Raw genomic sequence first — 22,797 nt, forward strand, 5'->3', positions numbered from 1 at the left:
CGCCTGCCCCACGAGCTGACCCGCGCCCTGCAACGGGTCACCATCAGCGAGATCATGGTTCCGCGCAGCGAGATCCAGGGCATCGACATCGCCCAGTCGCCGGAGCGCATCCTGGAACAACTGCGGGCCACCACCCACACCCGCCTGCCGGTGTACCGCGAGGACATCAACCAGGTGGAAGGCATGCTGCACATGCGCCAGGTGGCGCGGCTGCTGCCCAAGACCGGGATCACCGCCGACGAGTTGCTCGGCGTGTGCCGCGAAACCTACTTCATCCCCGAGAGCACGCCCTTGCTGACCCAGCTGGTGAACTTCCAGAAGGAGCAGCGCCGCGTCGCCATCGTGGTCGACGAATACGGCGATGTGATCGGCCTGGTGAGCCTGGAGGACATCTTCCAGGAGCTGATCGGCGAGTTCGGCAGCCTGGAGGACTTCGCCCCCACCCGCACCATTACCCCGGCCGAGGACGGCAGCTACGAACTCGATGGCAGCCTGCACCTGCGCGAGCTCAACCGCCTGCTCGGCTGGCACCTGCCGTGCGACGGCCCCAAGACCCTCAATGGCCTGATCACCGAAGCCCTGGAACAACTGCCCGATGCCAGCGCCTGCCTGAAGATCGGCCGCTACCGCCTGGAAATCCTCGAATCCGGCGAGAACCGGATCCAGCGTGTGCGCGCCTGGCGAACCTGACCGCCTTGCCGGCTTTTTCCCGGCCTTTCTATAATCGCCCTCGGCTCATCCAGCCCCTCTCGCGCACCGGCTACCCGCCCCCGCCACGGCCAGACCCGGCCACCTGAGACCACCCTGCCCTGTCGCCACCCGCCGCAACGGAGCAGTCGCAAGGCCCTGAAGCCGGCTATCCGCCGACCTCGCCCCAGCCCCTCAGTCCACACGCCAATACCAGGGGCGTCGCCCGTGCCGACGCCCGCCAGGGGACAACCGCATGACTTCCACTGCCTGCACCGAGACTCCGGCCACCACGCCTCCCGCGAACTCACCCGCCCGCGTCGCCACGGCCAGCTTCATCGGCACGGCCATCGAGTTCTACGACTTCTATATCTACGCCACCGCCGCCGCCCTGGTAATCGGCCCGGTGTTCTTCCCCCAGGGCTCGCCGACGGCGCAGATGCTTTCGGCCTTCCTCACCTTCGGCATCGCCTTCCTCGCGCGGCCGCTGGGCTCGGCCCTGTTCGGGCACTTCGGCGACCGTATCGGACGCAAGTCGACCCTGGTGGCCTCCCTGCTGCTGATGGGTGTGTCCACCACCCTGATCGGTGTGCTGCCCGGCTACGACAGCATCGGCGCCTGGGCACCGATCCTGCTGTGCCTGCTGCGCTTCGGCCAGGGCCTGGGGCTGGGGGGCGAATGGGGCGGTGCGGCGCTGCTGGCCACCGAGAACGCGCCACCGGGCAAGCGCGCCTGGTTCGGCATGTTCCCGCAACTCGGCCCCTCCATCGGTTTCCTCGCCGCCAACGGCCTGTTCCTCTCCCTGGCTCTACTGCTCAGTGACGAGCAGTTCCGGGCCTGGGGCTGGCGCATTCCCTTCCTGCTCAGTGCCGTGCTGGTGATGGTCGGTCTCTATGTGCGCCTGAAGCTGGAGGAAACCCCGGTCTTCGCCCAGGCCCTGGCCCAGCATCGCCAGGTGAAGCTGCCGGTGGTGGAAGCCTTTGCCGGCCACTGGCGCCCGATCCTGCTGGGCGCCCTGGCGATGGTGGTGTGCTACGCGCTGTTCTACATCTCCACGGTGTTTTCCCTCAGCCACGGCGTGGCGAGCCTCGGCTACAGCCGCGAGAGCTTCCTCGGCATGCTGTGCTTCGCGGTGCTGTTCATGGCGGCGGCCACCCCGCTCTCGGCCTGGCTCAGCGACCGCTTCGGGCGCAAGCCGGTGCTGATCGGCGGCTGCGTGCTGGCGATCCTCTCCGGTTTCTCCATGGAGCCACTGCTGACCCAGGGCTCCACCCTTTCGGTGACCCTGTTCCTCAGCCTGGAGCTGTTCCTGATGGGGGTGACCTTCGCCCCCATGGGCGCGCTGCTGCCCGAGCTGTTTCCCACCCCGGTGCGCTACACCGGCGCGTCGGCGGCCTACAACCTGGGGGGCATCGTGGGCGCTTCGGTGGCGCCGTTCTTCGCCCAGAAGCTGGTCAGCCTTGGCGGCCTGTCATGGGTGGGGGGCTATGTATCGGCAGCGGCGCTGCTCAGTCTGCTGGCGGTGCTGTGCCTGAAGGAGACTCGCGACCGGGACCTCTCCGGCCCGCGTTAACCGGCTGCCGCAGCCAAGGGCGGTTGCGGCACCATCTCGAGCCACAGGCGGTCGGCCAGCAGGCCGGCCCAGATCTCGCAGCCCAGCTCGGACGGGTGGTAGCCGTCGATCGCCAGGTAGTCGGAGCGCATCGCCAGGGTGGCGGTGCAATGAAGGGCGCCCATGGGGCTGGTCGTCTCCGCCAGCACCCGGTCCATCAAACGCGCACGCCAGCCCAGCAGCAGGCGCAACGGCCAGGGCAAGGCCCGGAAGTGACCGAGCGGCGGCACGGCGGAAAACGCCACGCAGGCGCCACGCTGGAGGAAGGGCCTGCCCAGCCCTTCCAGCGCCTGGCGCCAGCGGGATCGCGAAGTGAAATGGGTGGTGTCGTTGACGCCGAAGGCCATCACCACCAGGTCGGGTGCCTCGTCGACCACCTGCGGCAACAGGCGCTCGCAGGCCTCCACGGCGGTGATGCCGTTCTCCCCACAGGCCCGCCAGGCTACCGGGCGCTCCAGGCGGCGCGACAGCGCATTGGCCAGTTGCCCCGGAAGTGCCCGTTCGAGCAGGTCGACTCCGACACCCGCGACGGTGGACTCGCCGATCACCAGCAGCCGCAGCGGTTCACCGGCGAACCCCGCGCCCGCCACCCCCTGCTCGGGGCCTGCTGCCGGCGGCAGGCGCAGAGCGGTGCGCCGGGTATGCAGGGCGAGGGGCAGCATGAGGGGCATCAGCGTGATCGCCGATGCCCACCAGAGTGCCCCGGCCCAGCGGCTCACAGCTTGACGTCGACCGACTGGGCGGAACGGGTCGCCTTGGCGCGGGCCAGGTCGGTGGACTCGTCACGCGCCAGGGCTACGCCCATGCGGCGCTGGCCATCGACTTCCGGCTTGCCGAACAGGCGCAGCGCGGTGTCCGGCTCGCTCAGTGCGGCGGCGAGGTTGCCGAAGCTGACTTCGCCGGACTTGCCTTCCACCAGGATGACGGCGGAAGCCGACGGCCCCTGCTGGCGGATGGCCGGGATCGGCAGGCCGAGGATGGCGCGCGCGTGCAGGGCGAACTCGGAGAGGTCCTGGGAGATAAGGGTCACCAGGCCGGTGTCATGGGGGCGCGGCGAGACTTCGCTGAACCACACCTGGTCGCCCTTTACGAACAGTTCGACGCCGAACAGGCCACGGCCGCCCAGTGCCTCGGTCACGGCCTTGGCCACGCGCTCGGACTCGGCCAGTGCCTTCGGGCTCATGGCCTGGGGTTGCCAGGACTCGTGGTAGTCGCCCTTCACCTGGCGGTGGCCGATGGGCGCGCAGAAGGTGGTGCCGCCGATGTGGCGCACGGTGAGCAGGGTGATCTCGTAGTCGAAGTCGATGAAGCCCTCGACGATGACCCGGCCCTTGCCAGCCCGGCCGCCTTCCTGGGCGTAGTCCCAGGCGGTCTGCAGGTCGGCGTCGCTCTTCAGCACGGACTGGCCCTTGCCGGAGGAGCTCATGATCGGCTTGACCACGCAGGGGTAGCCGACGCTGGCCACGGCGGCGCGGTAGTCCTCGAAGGTGTCGGCGAAGTGGTAGGGCGAGGTGGGCAGGCCCAGTTCCTCGGCCGCCAGGCGGCGGATGCCCTCGCGGTTCATGGTCAGCTGCGCGGCACGGGCAGTGGGAATGACGGTGTAGCCCTCGGCCTCCAGCTCCACCAGGGTGGCGGTGGCGATGGCTTCGATCTCCGGCACGATGTAGTGCGGCTTTTCCAGCTCGATGACACGGCGCAGGGCCTCGCCGTCCAGCATGCTGATGACGTGGCTGCGGTGGGCGACCTGCATGGCCGGTGCGTTCTCGTAGCGGTCCACGGCGATGACTTCAACGCCCAGGCGTTGCAGTTCGATCACCACTTCCTTGCCCAGCTCGCCAGAGCCGCAGAGCAGTACACGGGTCGCGCTCGGCGACAGCGGGGTTCCAATACGGGGCATCGGTGTTTCCTCGAAGGATGAAGAGTCGGTGAGGCGCCGGCGCGACCGGCGCCTGGAAGGGTCAGGCCATCAACTGGCCCTTGTCGCGCGCGCGCTCCAGGCAGCGGGCCAGGACCTCGCGGCGCTCGGTGTTGTCCATGCGCCCCCAGCGGCTGATTTCATCAATGCTGCGCTGGCACCCGAGGCAGGTATCGTCATCGTCCAGCGCACAGACGTGTACGCAAGGGGACGGTACGGGGCGTTCGATTTCCATCAGTCTTCCTGTTCGACCAGCTCGCGGGCATAGCGCTGGGCGTTGTGTACGTAGTGGGCGGCACTGGCTTCGAGCATTTTCTTCTGTGGCTCGGTCAGCTCACGGACGATTTTACCGGGAGAGCCCATCACCAGCGAGCCATCGGGTATTTCCTTGCCCTCGGCGATCAGCGCGTTGGCGCCGATGATGCAGTACTTGCCGATCTTCGCCCCGTTGAGGATCACCGCATTGATGCCGACCAGGCTGTAGTCACCGACCGTGCAGCCGTGGAGCATGGCGTTATGACCGACGGTGACCCCCTTGCCGAGGGTCAGCGGGTAGCCCATGTCGGTGTGCATCACCGCGCCGTCCTGCACGTTGCTGTGCTCGCCGATGTGGATCAGCTCGTTGTCGCCGCGCAGCACGGCACCGAACCAGACGCTGGCGCCCGCATCCAGGCGCACCTTGCCAATCACCGAGGCGTCGGGGGCGATCCAGCTGTCGGGATGGGTTTCGACACGGGCGTTGCCCAGGCGGTATTTCATCAGGCGCTCCTGTATGCGGGACTCAGGTGAGTTTGACGAAGGACTCCGGCGGCTCACGCAGCTCGATGCCGGCATCGAAGATGAGGTTGACCAGCTCCACCACCATGATCGCGGTGAGGCCCCAGATCTTGTACCCGTCGTAGTGATAGCTGGGCACGTACCAGCTCTGCCCGAGGTAGTCGATGCGGTGGGTGACCTCGCGGGGGTCATCACGGAAGAACGACAGCGGCACGCTGAACACCGAGTCGATCTCGCCCCGGTTGGCGTGGTACTCGACGTAATCGGGCACCAGCCCGACATAGGGCGTGACCTTGATGCCGTGGCGGGACACCAGGGTGCTCAAGGGCCCGACCACTTCCACCAGGCCTGGCGGCAGGCCGATCTCCTCTTCCGCCTCGCGCAGGGCGGTGTGGATCAGGTCGCGGTCCTCGGGGTCACGTCGTCCGCCGGGAAAGGCCACCTCGCCGCCATGGGTGGACAAGCCACTGGCGCGCAGGGTCAGGATCAGTTCGGGGTCGTCGCTGCGGGTCACCGGCACCAGCACCGCCGCTTCGGGAAAGCTGCGCTCGATGGGCAGGTCGGTGGGGGAATGGCTCCGCACCCGGCGGAGAAGCTCATCCAGCATGGAAGGTCTCGGTCTCTTGTTGTGCCGGGCATCATGGCACGAACCGCCAGGGGCCCCCAAGCCCCGTTCCGCCCTTCGATCCGGCCACCCGCCCCGCTTGCCGAGCCCCTGGCCGGCGCGCCAAGATGACGACCTCCAACCGAGGGCCCCCGATGAAGTTCTGCAGCCAGTGCGGCACCCCCGTGGTGCAACGCATCCCCCAGGGCGACAACCGCCTGCGTCACGTCTGCGATGCCTGCGACACGGTGCACTACCAGAACCCGCGCATCGTCTCCGGCTGCCTGCCGGTCTGGGGCCAGCAGGTGCTGCTGTGCCGCCGGGCCATCGAGCCCCGCCGTGGCTACTGGACGCTGCCGGCCGGCTTCATGGAGAACGGCGAGACCATGGAACAGGCCGCCGCCCGGGAAACCGCCGAGGAGGCCTGCGCCCGGGTCCACAACCTGCGCCTGTACACGCTGTTCGACCTGCCCCACATCAGCCAGGTCTACACCCTGTTCCTCGCCGACCTCACCGACCTGGACTTCGCCGCCGGCGAGGAAAGCCTTGAGGTGCGGCTGTTCCACGAGCACGAGATCCCTTGGTCCGAGCTGGCTTTTCCCACTGTGGGCCGTACCTTAGAATGCTTCTTCGCCGACCGGGTGCAGCAGGTCTACCCGGTGCGCAACGAACCGCTGGCCCCTCTGGTGGCCCATGACAAGAAAGCCTGATCGCTGCCAACACGTGTTCCCGGGGATGCTGTAGATGCGCTGGATGCTCCTAGCCTTTGTTTTCCTGTTCACCACCCTTTCCCACGCCAGCGCTGCACCCGCCCTGGGCGGCAAGCCCATCGACAAGGTGCTGGTGGTGAAGTCCGAGCGCAAGCTGCTGCTCATGAATCGCGGCGACATCCTCAAGAGCTACCGCATCTCCCTGGGCAAGCAGCCCAACGGGCCGAAGCTGCGCGAGGGCGACCAGCGCACCCCCGAGGGCTTCTACTGGATCGACTGGCGCAAGACCAGCGACAAGTACAACCTGGCCATGCACATCTCCTACCCCAACGCCCGCGACGCCAAACTGGCCCGCGAGAAGGGCGTGCCCCCGGGCGGCATGATCATGATCCACGGCACCCCGCTGGACGAGGAGTACCCCGAGTGGTACTTCCACACCCTCGACTGGACCGAAGGCTGCATCGCCATGAAGAACGCCGACATGCGCGAGATCTGGAGCCTGGTGAAGGACGGGACGCTGATCGAGATCCGCCCCTGAGCCCAGCCCCAATAGAAAAGGCGCCTTGAAGGCGCCTTTTTCATGCCTGGTCGAGCAGCTCAAAACACCAGGTCCGACAACCGCCACACCTCGAAGGCCGGGGTCTCGTAGGGATGGGCCTTCTTCAGGGCCCGCACCGCATCGTGGATCAGCTCGTCGGCCACCACCATCTCCACCTTCCACTCGGGCAGGTGCTCGACCTGCCCCACCTGGCCGATGAACGGATCGGCACCGTCGAGGGGCCTGAACTGCCCCTGACCCAGGGCCTGCCAGGAGCAGCTGTCATAGGCGCCGATGCGCCCTCCACCCGCTGCGAAGACCGCCTGCTTGACGGGTTCGACATGGGACTCCGGCACATAGAAGCACAGCTTGTACATCAATAACTCCGTCAGGAAATTACAGGCTGGACAGTGATGGCACGATGATGCCACTTAATCGAGGCCGTCCGCCAAGATTTTATGAATCCGTGGAATCGACCCGCCATTCGACTAACGGGAAGGTGTCGCGTTCAGCCGGGTCCGGAAAAAACGACGGTTCACCGTCCGGCCCAGAAGCGCCGCCAACGCGCCTTGAAACCGACGGCTTCGGGCGCATGGCTGCCATCGCACCAGGGCAGGCGACGGGATCGACCACAACGACAGAGCAGGAGGATACGCGGGCGTTCGGCCTGGAAGGCGAGCCCTTGTCGACAATCGAGGGGACAGTCGGGAAGCCGGGGCGAATGCCCACAGCGGCAGAGCAGGAGGCGCACGCCAGGCTCGACCTGGCGCACTTCGGGCAGCCTGCCCTCCTCCCCCGGGGCCGGGAGAGGAGGACCGGCAGGGTCGTCAGTCGACCCAGACACGCGCGTTGCGGAACATGCGCATCCAGCCGGCGTCTTCCTGCCACTCGTCCGGGCGCCAGGAGTTCTGCACGGCGCGGAACACGCGCTCCGGGTGCGGCATCATGATGGTCACGCGGCCGTCGCGGCTGGTGAGGCCGGTGATGCCACGGGGCGAGCCGTTGGGGTTGGCCGGGTAGCTCTCGGTGACCTTGCCGTGGTTGTCGACAAAGCGCAGGGACACGCAACCGGACAGGTCCGCTTCCAGCAGGGCTTCCTCGCTCTCGAACTCGGCATGGCCTTCACCGTGGGCGATGGCGATGGGCATGCGCGAACCGGCCATGCCACGCAGGAAGATCGAGGCCGACTCCTGCACCTGCACCATGGCGACGCGCGCCTCGAACTGCTCCGAGCGGTTGCGCACGAAGTGCGGCCAGAACTCGGTGCCGGGGATCAGCTCGTGCAGGTTGGACATCATCTGGCAACCGTTGCACACGCCCAGGGCGAAGCTGTCCTTGCGCTCGAAGAAGGCCTGGAAGCCATCGCGGGCACGGGCGTTGAAGAGGATGGACTTGGCCCAGCCCTCGCCGGCGCCGAGCACGTCGCCGTAGGAGAAGCCACCGCAGGCCACCAGGCCCTTGAAGTCTTCGAGGCTGATGCGACCGGCGAGGATGTCGCTCATGTGCACGTCGATGGCCGAGAAGCCGGCACGGTCGAACGCCGCTGCCATCTCCACCTGGCCGTTGACGCCCTGCTCACGCAGGATCGCCACCTGGGGACGCACACCCTTCTTGATGTAGGGCGCAGCGATGTCCTGGTTGACGTCGAAGGACAGCTTGGCGCTCAGGCCGGGGTTCTCTTCGTCGAGGAGAACGTCGAACTCCTGGTCGGCACACACGGCGTTGTCCCGCAGGCGCTGGATCTGGTAGCTGGTCTCGGCCCACTGGCGCTGCAGCATGCGGCGCTCGCCGGTGAAGACCGCCTCGCCATTGAAGGCGATGGCGACGCTGGCACTGTTGAGCGGACGGCCGATCACCGCCACGCAATCGCCCAGGCCGGCAGCGCTGAACTGGGCCAGCACCTCGGCGGTGGCGCCCTGCTGGACCTGGATGACGGCACCCAGCTCCTCGTTGAACAGCACGGCCGGCAGCTCGGCGGCGGCATCGGCCAGGGCGTCCAGTTGCAGGTCCAGACCACAGTGGCCGGCGAAGGCCATTTCCAGCACGGTGGTCATCAGGCCACCGTCGGAACGGTCGTGGTAGGCCAGCAGCAGGCCGTCCTGGTTCAGGCCCTGGATCACCGCGAAGAAGGCCTTCAGGTCCTCGGCATCATCCACGTCCGGCGCGGCCTGGCCGAGCTTGGCGTAGGTCTGGGCGAGGATCGAGCCGCCCATGCGGTTCTGGCCACGGCCCAGGTCGATGAGGATCAGGTCGGTGTCACCCTTGTCCAGGCGCAGCTGCGGGGTCAGGGTGCGGCGCACGTCCTGCACCGGGGCGAAGCCGGAGATGACCAGGGACAGCGGCGAGGTGACGGACTTGTCCACACCCTCGTCCTGCCAGCGGGTCTTCATGGACATGGAGTCCTTGCCCACCGGGATGGTGATGCCCAGCGCAGGGCACAGCTCCATGCCCACGGCCTTGACCGTGTCGTACAGGCGCGCGTCTTCGCCGGGGTGGCCGGCAGCGGCCATCCAGTTGGCGGACAGCTTGATGTCGGAAAGCTTCTCGATGCGTGCCGCCGCCAGGTTGGTGATGGCCTCGCCGACGGCCATGCGGCCGGACGCCGGGGCATCCAGCAGGGCCAGCGGGGTGCGCTCGCCCATGGCCATGGCTTCGCCGGTGTAGACGTCGAAGCTGGTGGCGGTCACGGCGCAGTCGGCCACCGGCACCTGCCAGGGGCCGACCATCTGGTCGCGGGCCACCAGGCCGGTGATGGTGCGGTCGCCGATGGTGATCAGGAAGCTCTTGCTGGCCACGGCCGGGTGGCGCAGCACGCGGGACACGGCGTCTTCCAGCGCAACGGTGGTGGCGTCGAAGTCATCGCCCTGCTCGGCTTCACGGGTGACGCTGCGGTGCATGCGCGGCGGCTTGCCCAGCAGCACGTTGAGCGGCATGTCCACCGGCTTGTTGCCGAAGTGGCTGTCGGCCACGGTGAGGTGCGGCTCCTCGATGGCCTCGCCGACCACCGCGAAGGGGCAGCGCTCGCGTTCGCAGATGGCCTTGAAGCGCTCGAAGTCAGCGGCGTCGACCGAGAGCACATAGCGCTCCTGGGACTCGTTGCACCAGATTTCCAGCGGGCTCATGCCCGGCTCGTCGTTGGGCACGGCGCGCAGTTCGAAGCGACCACCACGACCGCCGTCGTTGATCAGCTCCGGCAGGGCGTTGGAGATGCCGCCGGCACCCACGTCGTGGATGAACTTGATGGGGTTCTCGGCGCCCAGCTGCCAGCAGCGGTCGATCACTTCCTGGCAGCGACGCTCCATCTCGGGGTTGTCGCGTTGCACGGAGGCGAAGTCCAGGTCGGCGGAGCTGGCGCCCGTGGCCATGGAGGACGCGGCGCCACCACCCAGGCCGATGAGCATGGCCGGGCCACCGAGGACGATCAGCTTGGCGCCGATGGAGATCTCGGCCTTCTGCACGTGGTCCGCACGGATGTTGCCCATGCCGCCAGCCAGCATGATCGGCTTGTGGTAGCCACGCACTTCTTCGCCACGTGGCGACTGGACCGCCTGCTCGAAGGTGCGGAAGTAGCCGTTCAGCGCAGGGCGGCCGAATTCGTTGTTGAATGCGGCACCGCCCAGCGGGCCCTCGATCATGATGTCCAGCGCGGTGACGATGCGCTCGGGCTTGCCGTAGGGCTTCTCCCAGGGCTGTTCAAAGCCGGGGATCTGCAGGTTGGAAACGGTGAAGCCGGTCAGGCCCGCCTTCGGCTTGGCACCGCGACCGGTGGCGCCTTCGTCACGGATCTCGCCACCGGAGCCGGTGGAGGCACCGGGGAACGGGGCGATGGCGGTCGGGTGGTTGTGGGTCTCCACCTTCATCAGGATATGCACGGGCTCTTCGGTCGCGCCGTACTGGCGGGTGGCCGGGTCGGGGAAGAAGCGGCCGGCGGTGAAGCCCTCGATGACCGACGCGTTGTCCTTGTAGGCGGACAGCACGCCTTCGCGGTTCATCTCGTAGGTGTTCTTGATCATGCCGAACAGGCTCTTCTCCTGCGCCTGGCCGTCGATGTCCCAGCTGGCGTTGAAGATCTTGTGGCGGCAGTGCTCGGAGTTGGCCTGGGCGAACATCATCAGCTCGACGTCATGGGGGTTGCGCCCCATTTCGTTGAAGCTCTTCACCAGGTAATCGATCTCGTCATCGGCCAGGGCCAGGCCCAGCTCGACGTTGGCCTTCTCCAGGGCGGCGCGACCGCCACCCAGGACGTCCACCACGGTGAGCGGCTTGGGCTCGGCATGGCTGAACAGGGCGGACGCGGCTTCCAGCTCGCCCAGCACCAGTTGGGTCATGCGGTCGTGCAGGACGCTGGCAATCAGTTGTGCATCGGCGTCCGACAGCTGGCCGGCGACGTAATAGGCGATGCCGCGCTCGATGCGCTGGATCTTCGCCAGGCCGCAGTTGCGGGCGATGTCGGTGGCCTTGCTGGACCAGGGCGAAATGGTGCCGAAACGCGGGACCACCAGGAACAGGCGCCCTGCGGGCTCCTGCACCGGTACGCTCGGCCCGTACTGGAGCAGCCGTGCCAGCACCTTCTCCTCAGCGGCGTCGAGCACGCCGGTGACTTCGGCAAAGTGGGCGAACTCGGCGTACAGACCGGAGACGGCGGGTACCTTCTGGGTCAGTTGCTCGAGCAGTTTGCCGTGACGGAAGGCGGAAAGGGCGGGGGCACCGCGCAGGATCAACATCGTCGGGACAGCCTCTGGGAAGGGGTGTACTTGGAGGCCGTGCATTCTAGCCTAAAGGACCTCTTTTCGGCACCTTCGACAAGGCGGGACGACAGCAGGCTCTGAGGACGCTGTATTCCCCGTCCCACGGCGCCTCAAGCCGTTTCGGTTAGCAGAGAAGAATCTCGCTGTCGAGATATGGCAAGAAACGGCGTTTGCGTATACTGCGCCGATGTTCACCCCACCCGTGTTCCGCACGCGCCGTGCCCTGTGGCTGATGGCGACCGGAATCCTCCTGCTGCTCGGCGGCTGCAAACAGCCCAATACCCTCGAGCGCATCCAGGAGGAGGGCGTCCTACGCGTGGTCACCCGCAACAGCCCGGCCACCTACTTCCAGGACCGCAACGGCGAAACCGGTTTCGAGTACGAACTGGTCAAGCGCTTCGCCGATGACCTGGGCGTGCGCCTGGAAATCGAGACCGCCGACAACATCGACGACCTCTTCGGCCGCCTCGGCCAGGCCAAGGGCCCGGTGCTGGCCGCCGCCGGCCTGGTGGCCAGCGATGCCCGCCAGCGCCAGGTGCGCTTTTCCCACCCGTACCTGGAGGTCACCCCCCAGGTCATCTACCGCAACGGCGAACGCCGCCCTACCCGCCCGGAAGACCTGGTGGGCCAGCGCATCCTCGTGCTCAAGGGCAGCAGCCATGCCGAACAGCTCGCCGCCCTCAAGGCCCAGTACCCGGAGCTGAACTACGAGGAATCCGACGAAGTCGAGATCGTCGACCTGCTGCGCATGGTGGATGAAGGCCAGATCGACCTGACCCTGGTGGACTCCAACGAACTGGCCATGAACCAGGTCTACTTCCCCAACGTGCGCGTCGCCTTCGACCTGGGCGACGCCAGCAACCTGGCCTGGGCCGTCGCCCCCGGCGAAGACAACAGCCTGCTCGACCAGGTCAACGGCTTCCTCGACAAGGCCAAGCAGAACGGCACCCTGCAGCGCCTGAAGGATCGCTACTACGGCCATGTCGACGTCCTTGGCTACGTCGGCGCCTACACCTTCGCCAAGCACCTGCAGCAACGCTTGCCCAAGTACGAACAGCACTTCCGCCAGGCCTCCCAGAGCAACCAGGTGGACTGGCGCCTGCTGGCCGCCATCGGCTACCAGGAGTCGCTCTGGCAGCCCACCGCCACCTCCAAGACCGGCGTGCGCGGCCTGATGATGCTGACCCAGGACACCGCCAAGGCCATGGGCGTGTCCAACCGGCTGGACGCCCGCCAGAGCATCGGCGGCGGCAGCAAGTACTTCGCTATGATCAAGGAAGGCCTCTCGGACGACCTCAAGGAGCCGGATCGCACCTGGTTCGCCCTGGCCGCCTACAACATCGGCATCGCCCACCTGGGCGACGCCCGCAAGCTGGCGGAAGCCGAAGGCCTGAACCCCAACAAGTGGCTCGACGTGAAGCAGATGCTGCCGCGCCTCTCGCAGAAGCAGTGGTACCGCAAGACCCGCTACGGCTATGCACGGGGCGGCGAGACGGTGCAGTTCGTGCAGAACATCCGCCGCTACTACGACATCCTCACCTGGGTGACCCAGCCGCAGATGGAAGGCACCGAAGTGGCCGAGGGCAGTCTCCATGTGCCGGGCATCGACAAGACGCCGCCGGCGGACGGTGCCAACGAGAAGCTCTGATACTCGAACCGCCCCCACAAAAAAGCCCGGCAGATGCCGGGCTTTCTCGTACCTGGGGCCTTACCAACCCGAAGGCAGCAGGTTCAGCGCGCTGCAGATCGCATAGGCCGCGCTGGCCAGGTAGATCATCACGATCACCACCTGGATGGCCGGGTGGGCGATCCAGCCACAGGACCAGGCCGGCTGCAGGTCACCCTGGCGGCGGGCCGAGCGCAGCATCAGGATCGGCATGATGGAGAGGATCACCCCACTGAAGGCACCGGCGAAGTACAGGGCGTTCACGAAGCCGACCATGCCGCTGTACGCGAGCACGAAGGGCGGCACGCAGACGATGCCCAGCACCACCAGGCGGGTCTTGGGCTGGGACTCGGAGCCGAGGGCATGGAACTTGTCGAAGATGTTGGTCAGGAAGCTGCCGCCCAGGCCCCAGTAGGAGGTGAGCATGGCGCACAGGGCGAAGGTGTTGGCGGTGTAGAACGCCCACTGGCCCAGCGCCTCGCCCCAGGCCAGGGTGGCCACCTCGGTCTGGCCGTCCAGGCCGGTCAGGGCGATCACCGACATCGGCACGATGGCCAGCAGGCAGAAGGTCAGCACCATACCGGTGATCACCGCCTTCGGCAGTTGCTCCGGCGCATGGCTGAACCCTCGGGCCATTTCCGGGACGATGTACTGCGCGGAGAAGCAGAACACGGCGATGTTGAACACCGGCACCATGTAGATCCAGTCACCTTCCAGCAGGCGCGCCACGTCGGTGTGCTCGTTGAGCAGGGTCGCCACCACCAGCAGTACGATCATGCTGACCATGCCGATGCTGATGAACTTCTCGCCCTTGCCGATGGCACCCAGGCCCAGGTAGAGCACCAGCGCAGCCGGAATGAAGAACACCAGGCTGCCCACCGCCGGGCTGATGCCGAGGAAGGCCGCGAGGATCTTGCCGCTGCCGCTCATGTAGGCGATCAGTGCACCGATGCTGTTGACCGCCACCGACAGGAAGATCGCCCAGGAGCCGAACGAGCCCACGTAGCGCTGGGCCAGGCCGCTCAACTGGGAGTGGGTGCGGGTGCGCAGGGCCGTCTCGGAGACGTAGAGCATGGAGATGGTGGTGAACACGCCGGCCACCGCCAGCCACAGCAACAGCGGCATGAAGCCGGCCTTGCGGCTGGCGTAGGCCATGGACAGCACGCCGGCGCCGATGTTGGTGCCCACGATCATGGCCACCGCTTCGAGGAAGGTCAGTCGCTTGACCTCCAGCCCGGACGCATCGACTGCGCCCTCTTCCGCCGCCCCGAGGTGGGACCGCACTTGCGTTTCACTCATCACAGCACCCTCGACAACATTCAACGGATCAGGAGGGCCACACCGAACTGCCACGGCCTTGCGTCATCGTCGAAAACGGGCACTGCGGGACAACGGTACTGCGGGCGCCTCCTGGCAATGCAACCTCCCAGCTCGATTCACCAAAGAACCGCTCTAGGACGCCACTTCTGGCGGCCGCGCACCTTACCACAGCATTTCTGTAGGACAAGGCTGACAGCCTGCGACCTTGGTCGCAGGCCCTCAGCTCTCCCGACGGGCGGCGCGCCGGGCCTGGAAGAAACCGGACAGCAGTTCGCTGCAGGCCTCCCACAGCACCCCGCCTTCCACCAGCACCCGGTGATTGAGGAAGGCCTGCTCGAAGAACTGGCCACGGCTGATCGCCACCCCGGCCTTCGGCTCGGTGGCACCGTAGACCACCCGGGCGATCCGCGAGTGGACGATGAGCCCGGCGCACATGCTGCAGGGCTCCAGGGTGACGTAGAGGGTGGCCCCCACCAGCCGGTAGTTCTCCAGCGCCTGGGCCGCGTCGCGGATCGCCACCATCTCGGCATGGGCACTGGGGTCGTGGCGGGAAATGGGGCAGTTGAAGCCGCGCCCAACCACCTGCCCGTCGTGCACCACCACCGCGCCCACGGGCACCTCGCCCAGGGCCGCACCCTCGGCGGCCAGGACCAGCGCTTCCTGCATGAAGCGCTCGTCCTGGCTGCGGTCGATGAACATCGGCTGGCGCACGGTCAGGCCACCTCGATAGCGGCCATCAGGCCGGTTTCCATGTGGTCGATCACGTGGCAGTGGAACATCCACACACCGGGGTTATCCGCCACCAGCGCGATGCGCGCGGTCTCGTTCTTGCCCAGCAGGTAGGTGTCGGTGAAGTACGGGATGATCGACTTGCGGTCCGAATCCAGCACCTTGAAGGACATGCCGTGCAGGTGGATGGGGTGCAGGTACTGGGCCATGTTGCGCAGCTCGAAGATGTAGTGCCCCCCCTTCTTCAGGGTCGCGATGGGCCGGTCGGCGCAGGTCTTGTCGTTGATGTCCCAGGCCTTGCCGTTGATCTGCCAGTAGTTGCTGGGCTTGCCGGCAGCGCTGACCAGGGTGGCCGCCCACTCGAAGCGGAAGCTCAGCGTCTCGGCCTTGGCCAGGTCGGGCTCGGGAATCGGGTTCGGCGGCAGTGCAGCCGGCCAGTCACCGGCCGGCTCGTTGCTCGGCACGCTGCGCAGGGTGGCCAGGCGCAGCGGCCCGTTGCGCATGGACAGCTCCTGCCCCGCCTCCGGCACCTTGATGCCCAGCTCGATGCGCATGCCCGGGCCCAGCCAGTATTCCTTGCCCAGCGGGCGCGGCTCGATGGGGTGGCCGTCCAGGGCGTAGATGCGCACCTCGGCACCCGGCAGGTTGAGCCGGTAGGTGATGGTGCTGTCCAGGTTCAGCAGGCGCAGGCGAACCACCTGCCCGGCCGGCAGGTCGAGGGTCGGCGTGGGCTTGCCGTTGATGGTGGTGAGCCGGCCCCGGGTGCCTTCGCGCGCGGCCTCGCGGGGCACGCTGAAGGCGGTGAAAGCGCCTTCCTGATCCACATGCCAGGTCTTCAGCGAGAGCACCTGTTCATGACGGAAGCCGGACGGCTCGCGCTCCTCGACGATCAACGGCCCGACCAGCCCGCGCCCGAGCTGCACCGCACTGGACTCGTGGGGGTGGTACCAGAAGCTGCCGGCATCGTCGGTGCGGAAGCGGTAGTCGAAGTATTCGCCCGGCAACACCGGCAACTGCGACACATAGGGCACGCCGTCCATCTCCAGCGGCAGGCGGATGCCATGCCAGTGAACGGTGGTGGGCTCGTCCAGCTTGTTGATGAAGCGCACCCGCAGCCAGTCGCCCTGGCGCGAGCGCAGTTCCACGCCCGGCGCCTGGCCGCCATAGCCCCAGGCGGGGGTGGTGTGGCCGGGGACCAGTTCGAGGTCGAAGGGGGCGGCGATCAGTTCGTAATCGTGGGTCTTGGCATCGAGGGAACGGCCCAGCCAATAGCGGGCGGCGCCACCGGCACCAAGGCCGACCACGCCGAGGCCGACGAGGCCACCGAGAATCTGTCTGCGGGTGAATGACACGGGTGCAGGCTCCTGTCAGTAAGGCATCGGGCCCATCAGGCGTTACGCGGCCACTCTGTTGGCGGCCTCATCATCGCGGCCCGGGGGCCGCTCGCAGGTCGCGCATTTTCGCACAGCCCTCCCCTTGCGGGGCGGCCGCCCGCCGTGGCGCGATGCCACAGCGGGATCAGCCACGGCGCCCGAGGTAGGCGCGCGTGGTGAGCAGGTACACCGGCAGGCCGGACACCAGCACGATCAGCGCCGCATAGGGCGCCGCCGCGGCGTATTCCAGGTTGGCCGTGTGCGACCACACGGCGGTCGCCAGGGTGTCCAGCCCGGTGGGGCCGAGGATCAGGGTGGCGGTCAGCTCCTTCATGCAATCGAGGAACACCAGCACGAAGCCGGCACCGATGGCCGGGAAGATGATCGGCAAGGTCACCCGCAGGAAGGCCAGGAACGGCGTCTGACCCAGGGTCCGGGCGGCTTCCTCCAGTTGTGGCGAGGCCTTCTCCAGGGCCACCCGCAACGGCGACTGGGCCATGGGCATGAACAGCAGGGCGTAGGCCACCAGCAACAACAGGGTGGTCTGGTACAGCGACGGCGCATAGCCCAGTGCGAAGAACACCAGGGACAACGCAATGACCAGCCCCGGCAGCGCATGCAGCAGGTACGGCAGGCGATCCGCCAGGCGCGCCAGGCGCCCGTGGTAGCGCACCACCACCAGGCACACCGGCAGGGCCAGCAGGCAGCTGATCAGCGCCCCGCCGAAGGAAAGATAGAGGGACGAGCCGAGGGTGCGGAGGATGTCACCGAGCGGGAAGGCGGCGGAGCTGCCTTCATGAATCCAGAAGCCCAGGGTCACCAGCGGCACCAGCGAACCCACCACCACCAGGGCCACCAATACCCCCTGCACCAGCCAGTCCCAGTGCCCCAGGCGCACCGGCGCGATGCGCCGCGCCACGCCCTGCCCGGTGCGTGCATGGCCACGGCCACGCAGGCGCAGCTCCAGGCCCATCAGCAGCATGCACAAGGCCAGTAGCAGGGCGGAGAGCATCGCCGCGTTGGCGTTGCTGAACTCCAGTTCGAACTGTTGATAGATGGCGGTGGTGAAGGTCTGGTAGCGCATGATCGACGGCGCGCCGAACTCCACCAGCATGTGCAGCGCCACCAGCAGGCTGGTGCCCATCAGCACCGGGCGCAGCAGCGGCAGGGTCACCCGCCAGAACACCTGGCGCCGGGTGTAGCCGAGCATGCGCGCGGACTCTTCCAGGGCCGGGTCGAGGTTACGCAGGGTGGCCATCACCGGCAGGTACACCAGCGGGTACTTGGACAGCACCATCACCAGCACCGTGCCCCACAGCCCCTCGAACAGCGGGCTGAGGGAAATCCAGCTGAAGCCGGCGACGAAGGCCGGGATGGCGAACGGCAGGCAGAGCAGCACGTTCCACTGCCGGCGACCGCGCAGGTCGCTGCGCTCCACGCACCAGGCCAGCGCCAGGCCGAGCAGCGCGCAGCCGGCGGTGACCGCCACCATCAGCTTCAGGGTGTTGCCCAGCAGGTGGAACACGAAGGGCCGCCACAGCAGCTGCCAGGCGGTGTGCCAGCCGGACTCCCAGCTGCGCACCGCCACGTAGAACAGTGGCAGGGCCGCCACCAGCAGCAGCGCCATGACCGGCACCTGCAGCCAGATCGGCGGCGCGCGCCGCCGGCGGCTGGGCACCAGCGAGGGTGTGTCCGGCAGCGCCGGGTCGACGGCTTCGGCGTGCATCAGTTCAGCCCGACCTCGCGTTCGAGTTCCAGGGCGTCCTCGGCCAGGCCGATGTCGGAGGCGCTGAGTTTCGGCGGGCGCAGCTGGTCGTAGGGCTTGAGCAGCGGATCAGCCGGCACCTTCGGGTTCACCGGGTATTCGGCCGACTGGCTGAGGATGGCCTTCTGGCCTTCTTCGCTGAGCATGAAGGCCACGAACTGCTGGGCCTCCTTCGGGTGCTTGCTGGCCTTCACCACGGCCACGCCGGACACGCTGGCCAGGCCGCCGGCATCGCCATCGGCGAAGTAGTGCAGCTTGCTGTTCAGCTCGCCCTTCTCCTTCTTCAGCGCCATCCAGTAGTAGCTGTTGATCAGGGCGGCGGCGACTTCGCCATTCTCCACCGCCTTCATGGCGATGACGTTGTTGGTGTAGGTGGAGCCGAAGGCTTTCAGGCCGGTCAGCCACTCCTCGGCCTTCTCGCGGCCCTGCAGCTTGATGATCGCGGCCACCTGGCCGAGGAACTCACCGCTGCTGGGTACGAAGGCGATCTTGCCGCTCCACTCCGGATCGGCGACATCGAGCACGCTCTGCGGCAGGGGCTGGTCGCCCAGCTCCTTGGGGTTGTAGGCCAGCACGCGGACCCGGGAGGTGACACCGATCCAGTGGCCAGCAGGGTCGGCGTACTGCGGCTCGACCTGCTTGAGCAGTGCCTCGTCCACCTTGGCCAGCAGACCCTGGTTGGCCAGCTTGATCAGCGGCGGCGCTTCCTCGGTGTAGATGATGTCGGCGGGCGAGCGCTCGCCTTCCTCGGCGATCTGGTTGGCCAACTGGCCACCACCACCCTTGCGGATGCGCACCTGGATGCCGGTGGCCTTGGTGAAGGCCTCGGCCACGGCCTTGCCGGTGGCTTCGTGCTGCCCGTTGTAGAGGGTCAGGGTCACTGCGTCATCGGCGCGGGCCGCCAGCGGCAGCAGCAGGCCGAGGGACAGCAGGCCGGCGCCACAGGCGCGGGCCAACGCAGTTGCGAGACGTACCGACATGTAACCACTCCTCTGAACTCAGCAATGATCTGTAATGATTATACGGATCAACTGCTGCTCATTCTCAAGAAATGTCTGCGACACAAGGCATCAGGCGAGGGACGGTCGCAGGGCCACCACACGAAAAAGGCGCGGATCGCCTGAGCGGTCCGCGCCTTCGTTCATCCAGCGATCAGGGGAGCTGGATCACTCCCACTCGATGGTCGCCGGCGGCTTGCTCGACACGTCGTAGGTGACGCGGGAGATGCCTTCGATCTCGTTGATGATGCGGTTGGAAACCTTCTCCAGCAGCTCGTAGGGCAGGTGCGCCCAGCGCGCGGTCATGAAGTCGATGGTTTCCACGGCGCGCAGGGCGACGACCCAGGCGTAGCGACGGCCGTCACCGACCACGCCCACGGATTTCACCGGCTGGAACACCACGAAGGCCTGGCTGGTCTTGTGGTACCAGTCGAAGGCACGCAGCTCCTCGATGAAGATGTGGTCGGCGCGACGCAGCAGGTCGGCGTACTCCTTCTTCACCTCGCCGAGGATGCGCACGCCCAGACCCGGGCCCGGGAACGGGTGGCGGTAGACCATGTCGTAGGGCAGGCCCAGTTCGAGGCCGATCTTGCGCACCTCGTCCTTGAACAGCTCGCGCAGCGGCTCGACCAGTTCGAACTGCATGTCTTCCGGAAGGCCGCCGACGTTGTGGTGGGACTTGATCACGTGGGCCTTGCCGGTCTTGGCGCCGGCCGACTCGATCACGTCCGGGTAGATGGTGCCCTGGGCGAGGAACTTCACGTCCTGCAGCTTGGTGGCTTCCTCATCGAAGACCTCGATGAAGGTGCGGCCGATGATCTTGCGCTTCTCTTCCGGGTCGGCAACGCCGGCCAGGCGGCCCAGGAACTTGTCCTCGGCGTTGGCGCGGATGACCTTCACGCCCATGTTCTCGGCGAACATGGCCATCACCTGGTCACCTTCGTGCAGGCGCAGCAGGCCGTTGTCGACGAAGACGCAGGTCAGTTGGTCGCCGATGGCCTTGTGCAGCAGGGCCGCGACCACGGAGGAGTCGACGCCGCCGGACAGGCCCAGCAGCACCTTGTTGCTGCCCACCTGGGCGCGCACGGTGGCGATGGCGTCTTCGACGATGTTCGACGGGGTCCACAGCGCGGCGCAGCCGCAGATGTCCAGCACGAAACGGGAAAGGATGCGGCCGCCCTGCTTGGTGTGGGTCACTTCCGGGTGGAACTGCACGCCGTAGTAGGCACGGGCGTCATCGGCCATGGCGGCGATGGGGCAGCTCGGGGTGCTGGCGAGGATGTGGAAACCCTCGGGCATGGCGGTGACCTTGTCGCCGTGGCTCATCCACACGTCCAGGCCCAGCAGGCCGTCCGCGTCGACGTGATCTTCGATGCCGTCCAGCAGGCGCGCCTTGCCGACCACGTCGACACGGGCGTAGCCGAATTCGCGCAGGTCGGAACCCTGCACCTTGCCACCCAGTTGCTCGGCCATGGTCTGCATGCCGTAGCAGATGCCGAACAGCGGGACGTTGAGGTCGAACACCGCCTGCGGGGCGCGCGGGCTGTTGGCCTCATGCACCGACTCCGGGCCGCCGGCAAGGATGATGCCCTTGGGCGCGAAGGCGCGGATGGCATCGTTTTCCATGTCGAACGGGTGGATCTCGCAGTACACGCCGATCTCGCGAACGCGGCGGGCGATCAGTTGGGTGTACTGGGAACCGAAGTCGAGGATCAGGATGCGGTGAGCGTGGATGTCTTGATGAGCCATGTGCTTCCCCTGGGAAAGTGGCTGAAACGCTGAAGGCTGAAGGCTGGACGAAACCCTGTCCGTCCAGCCCCCAGCCTCCAGCTCCAGTGAAGTGTCAGTTAGCCGACCCGGTAGTTCGGCGCTTCCTTGGTGATCTGCACGTCATGCACGTGGGACTCGGCCATGCCGGCACCGGTGATGCGCACGAACTGCGGCTTGGTGCGCATCTCTTCGACGGTGGCGCAGCCGGTGTAGCCCATGGAGGCGCGCAGGCCGCCCATCAGCTGGTGGACGATGGCGGTCAGGCTGCCCTTGTACGGCACGCGGCCTTCGATGCCTTCCGGCACCAGCTTCTCGGCACCGGCGGCGGAGTCCTGGAAGTAGCGGTCGGACGAGCCCTGGGACTGCGCCATGGCACCCAGCGAACCCATGCCGCGGTAGGCCTTGTAGGAGCGGCCCTGGAACAGCTCGACCTCGCCCGGCGCCTCTTCGGTACCGGCGAACATGGAGCCCATCATCACGCAGGACGCGCCGGCCACGATGGCCTTGGACAGGTCGCCGGAGAAGCGGATGCCGCCGTCGGCGATCAGCGGAACGCCAGTGCCGGCCAGAGCGGCGGCAACGTTGGCGATGGCGGAGATCTGCGGTACGCCGACGCCGGCGACGATACGGGTGGTGCAGATGGAGCCCGGGCCGATGCCGACCTTGACCGCATCGGCGCCGGCCTCAGCCAGGGCCTTGGCGGCTTCGCCGGTGGCGATGTTGCCGCCGATCACCTGGACTTGCGGGTAGGTTTCCTTGACCCAGCGAACGCGGTCGATCACGCCCTTGGAGTGGCCGTGGGCAGTGTCCACCACCACCACGTCGACGCCTGCGGCAACCAGGGCTGCGACGCGCTCGCCGGTGTCGGCGCCGGTGCCGACCGCTGCGCCGACGCGCAGGCGGCCCTGCTCGTCCTTGGAGGCCAGCGGGTAGGTCTTGGCCTTCTCGATGTCACGGAAGGTGACCAGACCACGCAGGTAGAAGTTCTCGTCCACCACCAGCATCTTCTCGATGCGGTTCTCGTAGAGCTTGGCCTTGATGTCGTCCAGCGGGGTGCCCTCGTGGACGGTGACCAGTTTGTCCTTGGGGGTCATGATCGCTGCCACGGTGTCGCCGACGTTCGGCTTCACGCGCAGGTCGCGACCGGTGACGATGCCGACCAGCTCGCCCTCTTCCACCACCGGGAAGCCGGAGAAGCCGCACTCGCGGGCGATCTGCAGCAGTTCGAGGATCTTGGTGGAAGGGGTGACGGTGACCGGGTCACGGACGATGGCGGTCTCGTGACGCTTGACCTTGCGGACCTCGGAAGCCTGCTGCTCGATGGTCATGTTCTTGTGAACGATGCCGATGCCGCCTTCCTGAGCCATGGCGATGGCCAGCCGGGCTTCGGTCACGGTATCCATCGCGGCGGATACCAGGGGAATGTTCAGTTCGATGCCACGGGTCAGTCGGGTCTTGAGACTGACGTCCTTCGGCAGGACCTCGGAATACCCCGGGATCAGGAGTACGTCGTCGAAGGTAAGGGCTTCTTGGCTGATGCGCAGCATGGCGGGGGCTCCCAGGCGGGAAAATTGGAAGCGCGGCA

At 67.1% G+C, this 22,797-nt stretch carries 19 protein-coding genes and 1 pseudogene; 5 read left to right on the plus strand and 15 right to left on the minus strand.

Annotated elements, in window-relative coordinates; all coding sequences use genetic code 11:
- Positions 1-27: 27 nt before the first annotated feature.
- A pseudogene (locus PotMrB4_RS22595) lies at positions 28-690 on the plus strand (transporter associated domain-containing protein); the annotation flags it as partial.
- A 253-nt stretch (positions 691-943) separates the two neighbouring features.
- On the plus strand, positions 944-2,260 hold the full coding sequence (locus PotMrB4_RS22600) for an MFS transporter (protein WP_172434540.1): 1,317 nt from the start codon (positions 944-946) through the stop codon (positions 2,258-2,260).
- Here PotMrB4_RS22600 and PotMrB4_RS22605 read toward each other — a convergent pair.
- The 5 genes from PotMrB4_RS22605 to PotMrB4_RS22625 all read right to left on the minus strand — a co-directional run bounded on the left by PotMrB4_RS22605 (position 2,257) and on the right by PotMrB4_RS22625 (position 5,598).
- Positions 2,257-2,970: an SGNH/GDSL hydrolase family protein gene (locus PotMrB4_RS22605; RefSeq protein ID WP_394354007.1), complete on the minus strand. Its 714-nt coding sequence runs from the start codon at positions 2,968-2,970 to the stop codon at positions 2,257-2,259. The genes PotMrB4_RS22600 and PotMrB4_RS22605 overlap by 4 nt on opposite strands.
- A gap of 44 nt (positions 2,971-3,014) precedes the next feature.
- A complete protein-coding gene (purT, locus tag PotMrB4_RS22610) occupies positions 3,015-4,196 on the minus strand; it encodes a formate-dependent phosphoribosylglycinamide formyltransferase (RefSeq protein ID WP_107331818.1) in 1,182 nt (393 codons plus the stop codon).
- A 61-nt stretch (positions 4,197-4,257) separates the two neighbouring features.
- Positions 4,258-4,449 (minus strand): DUF1289 domain-containing protein, encoded by a 192-nt coding sequence (locus tag PotMrB4_RS22615; protein ID WP_170832296.1) that lies wholly within the window; start codon positions 4,447-4,449, stop codon positions 4,258-4,260.
- Entirely contained in the window at positions 4,449-4,973 is a 525-nt protein-coding gene (locus PotMrB4_RS22620) for a gamma carbonic anhydrase family protein (RefSeq protein ID WP_172434542.1), read from the minus strand. Before PotMrB4_RS22620 ends, PotMrB4_RS22615 begins: the two co-directional genes overlap by 1 nt.
- A 22-nt stretch (positions 4,974-4,995) precedes the next feature.
- Positions 4,996-5,598 (minus strand): CoA pyrophosphatase, encoded by a 603-nt coding sequence (locus tag PotMrB4_RS22625; protein WP_044405928.1) that lies wholly within the window; start codon positions 5,596-5,598, stop codon positions 4,996-4,998.
- A 152-nt stretch (positions 5,599-5,750) separates the two neighbouring features.
- Here PotMrB4_RS22625 and PotMrB4_RS22630 point away from each other — a divergent pair, with 152 nt between their 5' ends.
- Positions 5,751-6,305 (plus strand): NUDIX hydrolase, encoded by a 555-nt coding sequence (locus PotMrB4_RS22630; protein WP_044405930.1) that lies wholly within the window; start codon positions 5,751-5,753, stop codon positions 6,303-6,305.
- Between the two features lie 34 nt (positions 6,306-6,339).
- Positions 6,340-6,843 carry a L,D-transpeptidase family protein gene (locus PotMrB4_RS22635; protein WP_044405932.1) on the plus strand — a complete coding sequence of 168 codons (504 nt, stop codon included), beginning with the start codon at positions 6,340-6,342 and terminating at the stop codon, positions 6,841-6,843.
- Positions 6,844-6,902: 59 nt separating this feature from the next.
- Here PotMrB4_RS22635 and PotMrB4_RS22640 read toward each other — a convergent pair whose 3' ends face one another.
- From PotMrB4_RS22640 to purL, 3 genes are all read right to left on the minus strand, one after another.
- Positions 6,903-7,220, minus strand: a complete 318-nt coding sequence (locus tag PotMrB4_RS22640) for a Nif3-like dinuclear metal center hexameric protein (protein ID WP_044405934.1) — start codon at positions 7,218-7,220, stop codon at positions 6,903-6,905.
- Positions 7,221-7,378: 158 nt separating this feature from the next.
- The gene (locus PotMrB4_RS22645; protein WP_325169983.1) at positions 7,379-7,687 is read right to left on the minus strand and encodes a CDGSH iron-sulfur domain-containing protein; all 309 of its coding nucleotides are present in this window, start codon (positions 7,685-7,687) and stop codon (positions 7,379-7,381) included.
- Complete coding sequence (purL, locus tag PotMrB4_RS22650) at positions 7,671-11,567, minus strand: phosphoribosylformylglycinamidine synthase (RefSeq protein WP_142014979.1); 3,897 nt, start codon at positions 11,565-11,567, stop codon at positions 7,671-7,673. The genes PotMrB4_RS22645 and purL overlap by 17 nt, the downstream gene beginning before the upstream one ends.
- Before the next feature lie 211 nt (positions 11,568-11,778).
- Here purL and mltF point away from each other — a divergent pair, with 211 nt between their 5' ends.
- Complete coding sequence (mltF, locus tag PotMrB4_RS22655; protein WP_044405939.1) at positions 11,779-13,239, plus strand: membrane-bound lytic murein transglycosylase MltF; 1,461 nt, start codon at positions 11,779-11,781, stop codon at positions 13,237-13,239.
- 60 nt (positions 13,240-13,299) lie between these two features.
- Here the strand turns inward: mltF and PotMrB4_RS22660 are convergent, their stop codons facing one another.
- The 7 genes from PotMrB4_RS22660 to guaB all read right to left on the minus strand — a co-directional run bounded on the left by PotMrB4_RS22660 (position 13,300) and on the right by guaB (position 22,759).
- Positions 13,300-14,556 carry an aromatic amino acid transport family protein gene (locus PotMrB4_RS22660; protein ID WP_044405941.1) on the minus strand — a complete coding sequence of 419 codons (1,257 nt, stop codon included), beginning with the start codon at positions 14,554-14,556 and terminating at the stop codon, positions 13,300-13,302.
- A 240-nt stretch (positions 14,557-14,796) separates the two neighbouring features.
- Positions 14,797-15,288: a tRNA adenosine(34) deaminase TadA gene (gene tadA, locus PotMrB4_RS22665; RefSeq protein WP_172434543.1), complete on the minus strand. Its 492-nt coding sequence runs from the start codon at positions 15,286-15,288 to the stop codon at positions 14,797-14,799.
- A gap of 2 nt (positions 15,289-15,290) precedes the next feature.
- Complete coding sequence (locus PotMrB4_RS22670; protein WP_074970901.1) at positions 15,291-16,658, minus strand: multicopper oxidase family protein; 1,368 nt, start codon at positions 16,656-16,658, stop codon at positions 15,291-15,293.
- Positions 16,659-16,824: 166 nt separating this feature from the next.
- Entirely contained in the window at positions 16,825-18,306 is a 1,482-nt protein-coding gene (locus PotMrB4_RS22675; RefSeq protein ID WP_232060875.1) for an ABC transporter permease, read from the minus strand.
- 98 nt (positions 18,307-18,404) lie between these two features.
- A complete protein-coding gene (locus PotMrB4_RS22680; protein WP_172434545.1) occupies positions 18,405-19,424 on the minus strand; it encodes an iron ABC transporter substrate-binding protein in 1,020 nt (339 codons plus the stop codon).
- Between the two features lie 186 nt (positions 19,425-19,610).
- Positions 19,611-21,191 (minus strand): glutamine-hydrolyzing GMP synthase, encoded by a 1,581-nt coding sequence (guaA, locus tag PotMrB4_RS22685; protein ID WP_044405949.1) that lies wholly within the window; start codon positions 21,189-21,191, stop codon positions 19,611-19,613.
- A gap of 98 nt (positions 21,192-21,289) precedes the next feature.
- Entirely contained in the window at positions 21,290-22,759 is a 1,470-nt protein-coding gene (gene guaB, locus PotMrB4_RS22690; RefSeq protein ID WP_044405951.1) for an IMP dehydrogenase, read from the minus strand.
- Positions 22,760-22,797: the final 38 nt, after the last annotated feature.

It is taken from the genome of Metapseudomonas otitidis (assembly GCF_011397855.1).
Taxonomy (GTDB): domain Bacteria; phylum Pseudomonadota; class Gammaproteobacteria; order Pseudomonadales; family Pseudomonadaceae; genus Metapseudomonas; species Metapseudomonas otitidis.

What these genes read in the sequence shown, in the direction of transcription:
- PotMrB4_RS22600 (WP_172434540.1), top strand. Translation starts at nt 944, where the DNA reads ATGACTTCCACTGCCTGCACCGAGACTCCGGCCACCACGCCTCCCGCG.
- PotMrB4_RS22605 (WP_394354007.1), bottom strand. Translation starts at nt 2,970, where the DNA reads ATGCCCCTCATGCTGCCCCTCGCCCTGCATACCCGGCGCACCGCTCTG.
- purT (WP_107331818.1), bottom strand. Translation starts at nt 4,196, where the DNA reads ATGCCCCGTATTGGAACCCCGCTGTCGCCGAGCGCGACCCGTGTACTG.
- PotMrB4_RS22615 (WP_170832296.1), bottom strand. Translation starts at nt 4,449, where the DNA reads ATGGAAATCGAACGCCCCGTACCGTCCCCTTGCGTACACGTCTGTGCG.
- PotMrB4_RS22620 (WP_172434542.1), bottom strand. Translation starts at nt 4,973, where the DNA reads ATGAAATACCGCCTGGGCAACGCCCGTGTCGAAACCCATCCCGACAGC.
- PotMrB4_RS22625 (WP_044405928.1), bottom strand. Translation starts at nt 5,598, where the DNA reads ATGCTGGATGAGCTTCTCCGCCGGGTGCGGAGCCATTCCCCCACCGAC.
- PotMrB4_RS22630 (WP_044405930.1), top strand. Translation starts at nt 5,751, where the DNA reads ATGAAGTTCTGCAGCCAGTGCGGCACCCCCGTGGTGCAACGCATCCCC.
- PotMrB4_RS22635 (WP_044405932.1), top strand. Translation starts at nt 6,340, where the DNA reads ATGCGCTGGATGCTCCTAGCCTTTGTTTTCCTGTTCACCACCCTTTCC.
- PotMrB4_RS22640 (WP_044405934.1), bottom strand. Translation starts at nt 7,220, where the DNA reads ATGTACAAGCTGTGCTTCTATGTGCCGGAGTCCCATGTCGAACCCGTC.
- purL (WP_142014979.1), bottom strand. Translation starts at nt 11,567, where the DNA reads ATGTTGATCCTGCGCGGTGCCCCCGCCCTTTCCGCCTTCCGTCACGGC.
- mltF (WP_044405939.1), top strand. Translation starts at nt 11,779, where the DNA reads ATGTTCACCCCACCCGTGTTCCGCACGCGCCGTGCCCTGTGGCTGATG.
- PotMrB4_RS22660 (WP_044405941.1), bottom strand. Translation starts at nt 14,556, where the DNA reads ATGAGTGAAACGCAAGTGCGGTCCCACCTCGGGGCGGCGGAAGAGGGC.
- PotMrB4_RS22675 (WP_232060875.1), bottom strand. Translation starts at nt 18,306, where the DNA reads ATGGCGCTGCTGCTGGTGGCGGCCCTGCCACTGTTCTACGTGGCGGTG.
- PotMrB4_RS22680 (WP_172434545.1), bottom strand. Translation starts at nt 19,424, where the DNA reads ATGTCGGTACGTCTCGCAACTGCGTTGGCCCGCGCCTGTGGCGCCGGC.
- guaA (WP_044405949.1), bottom strand. Translation starts at nt 21,191, where the DNA reads ATGGCTCATCAAGACATCCACGCTCACCGCATCCTGATCCTCGACTTC.
- guaB (WP_044405951.1), bottom strand. Translation starts at nt 22,759, where the DNA reads ATGCTGCGCATCAGCCAAGAAGCCCTTACCTTCGACGACGTACTCCTG.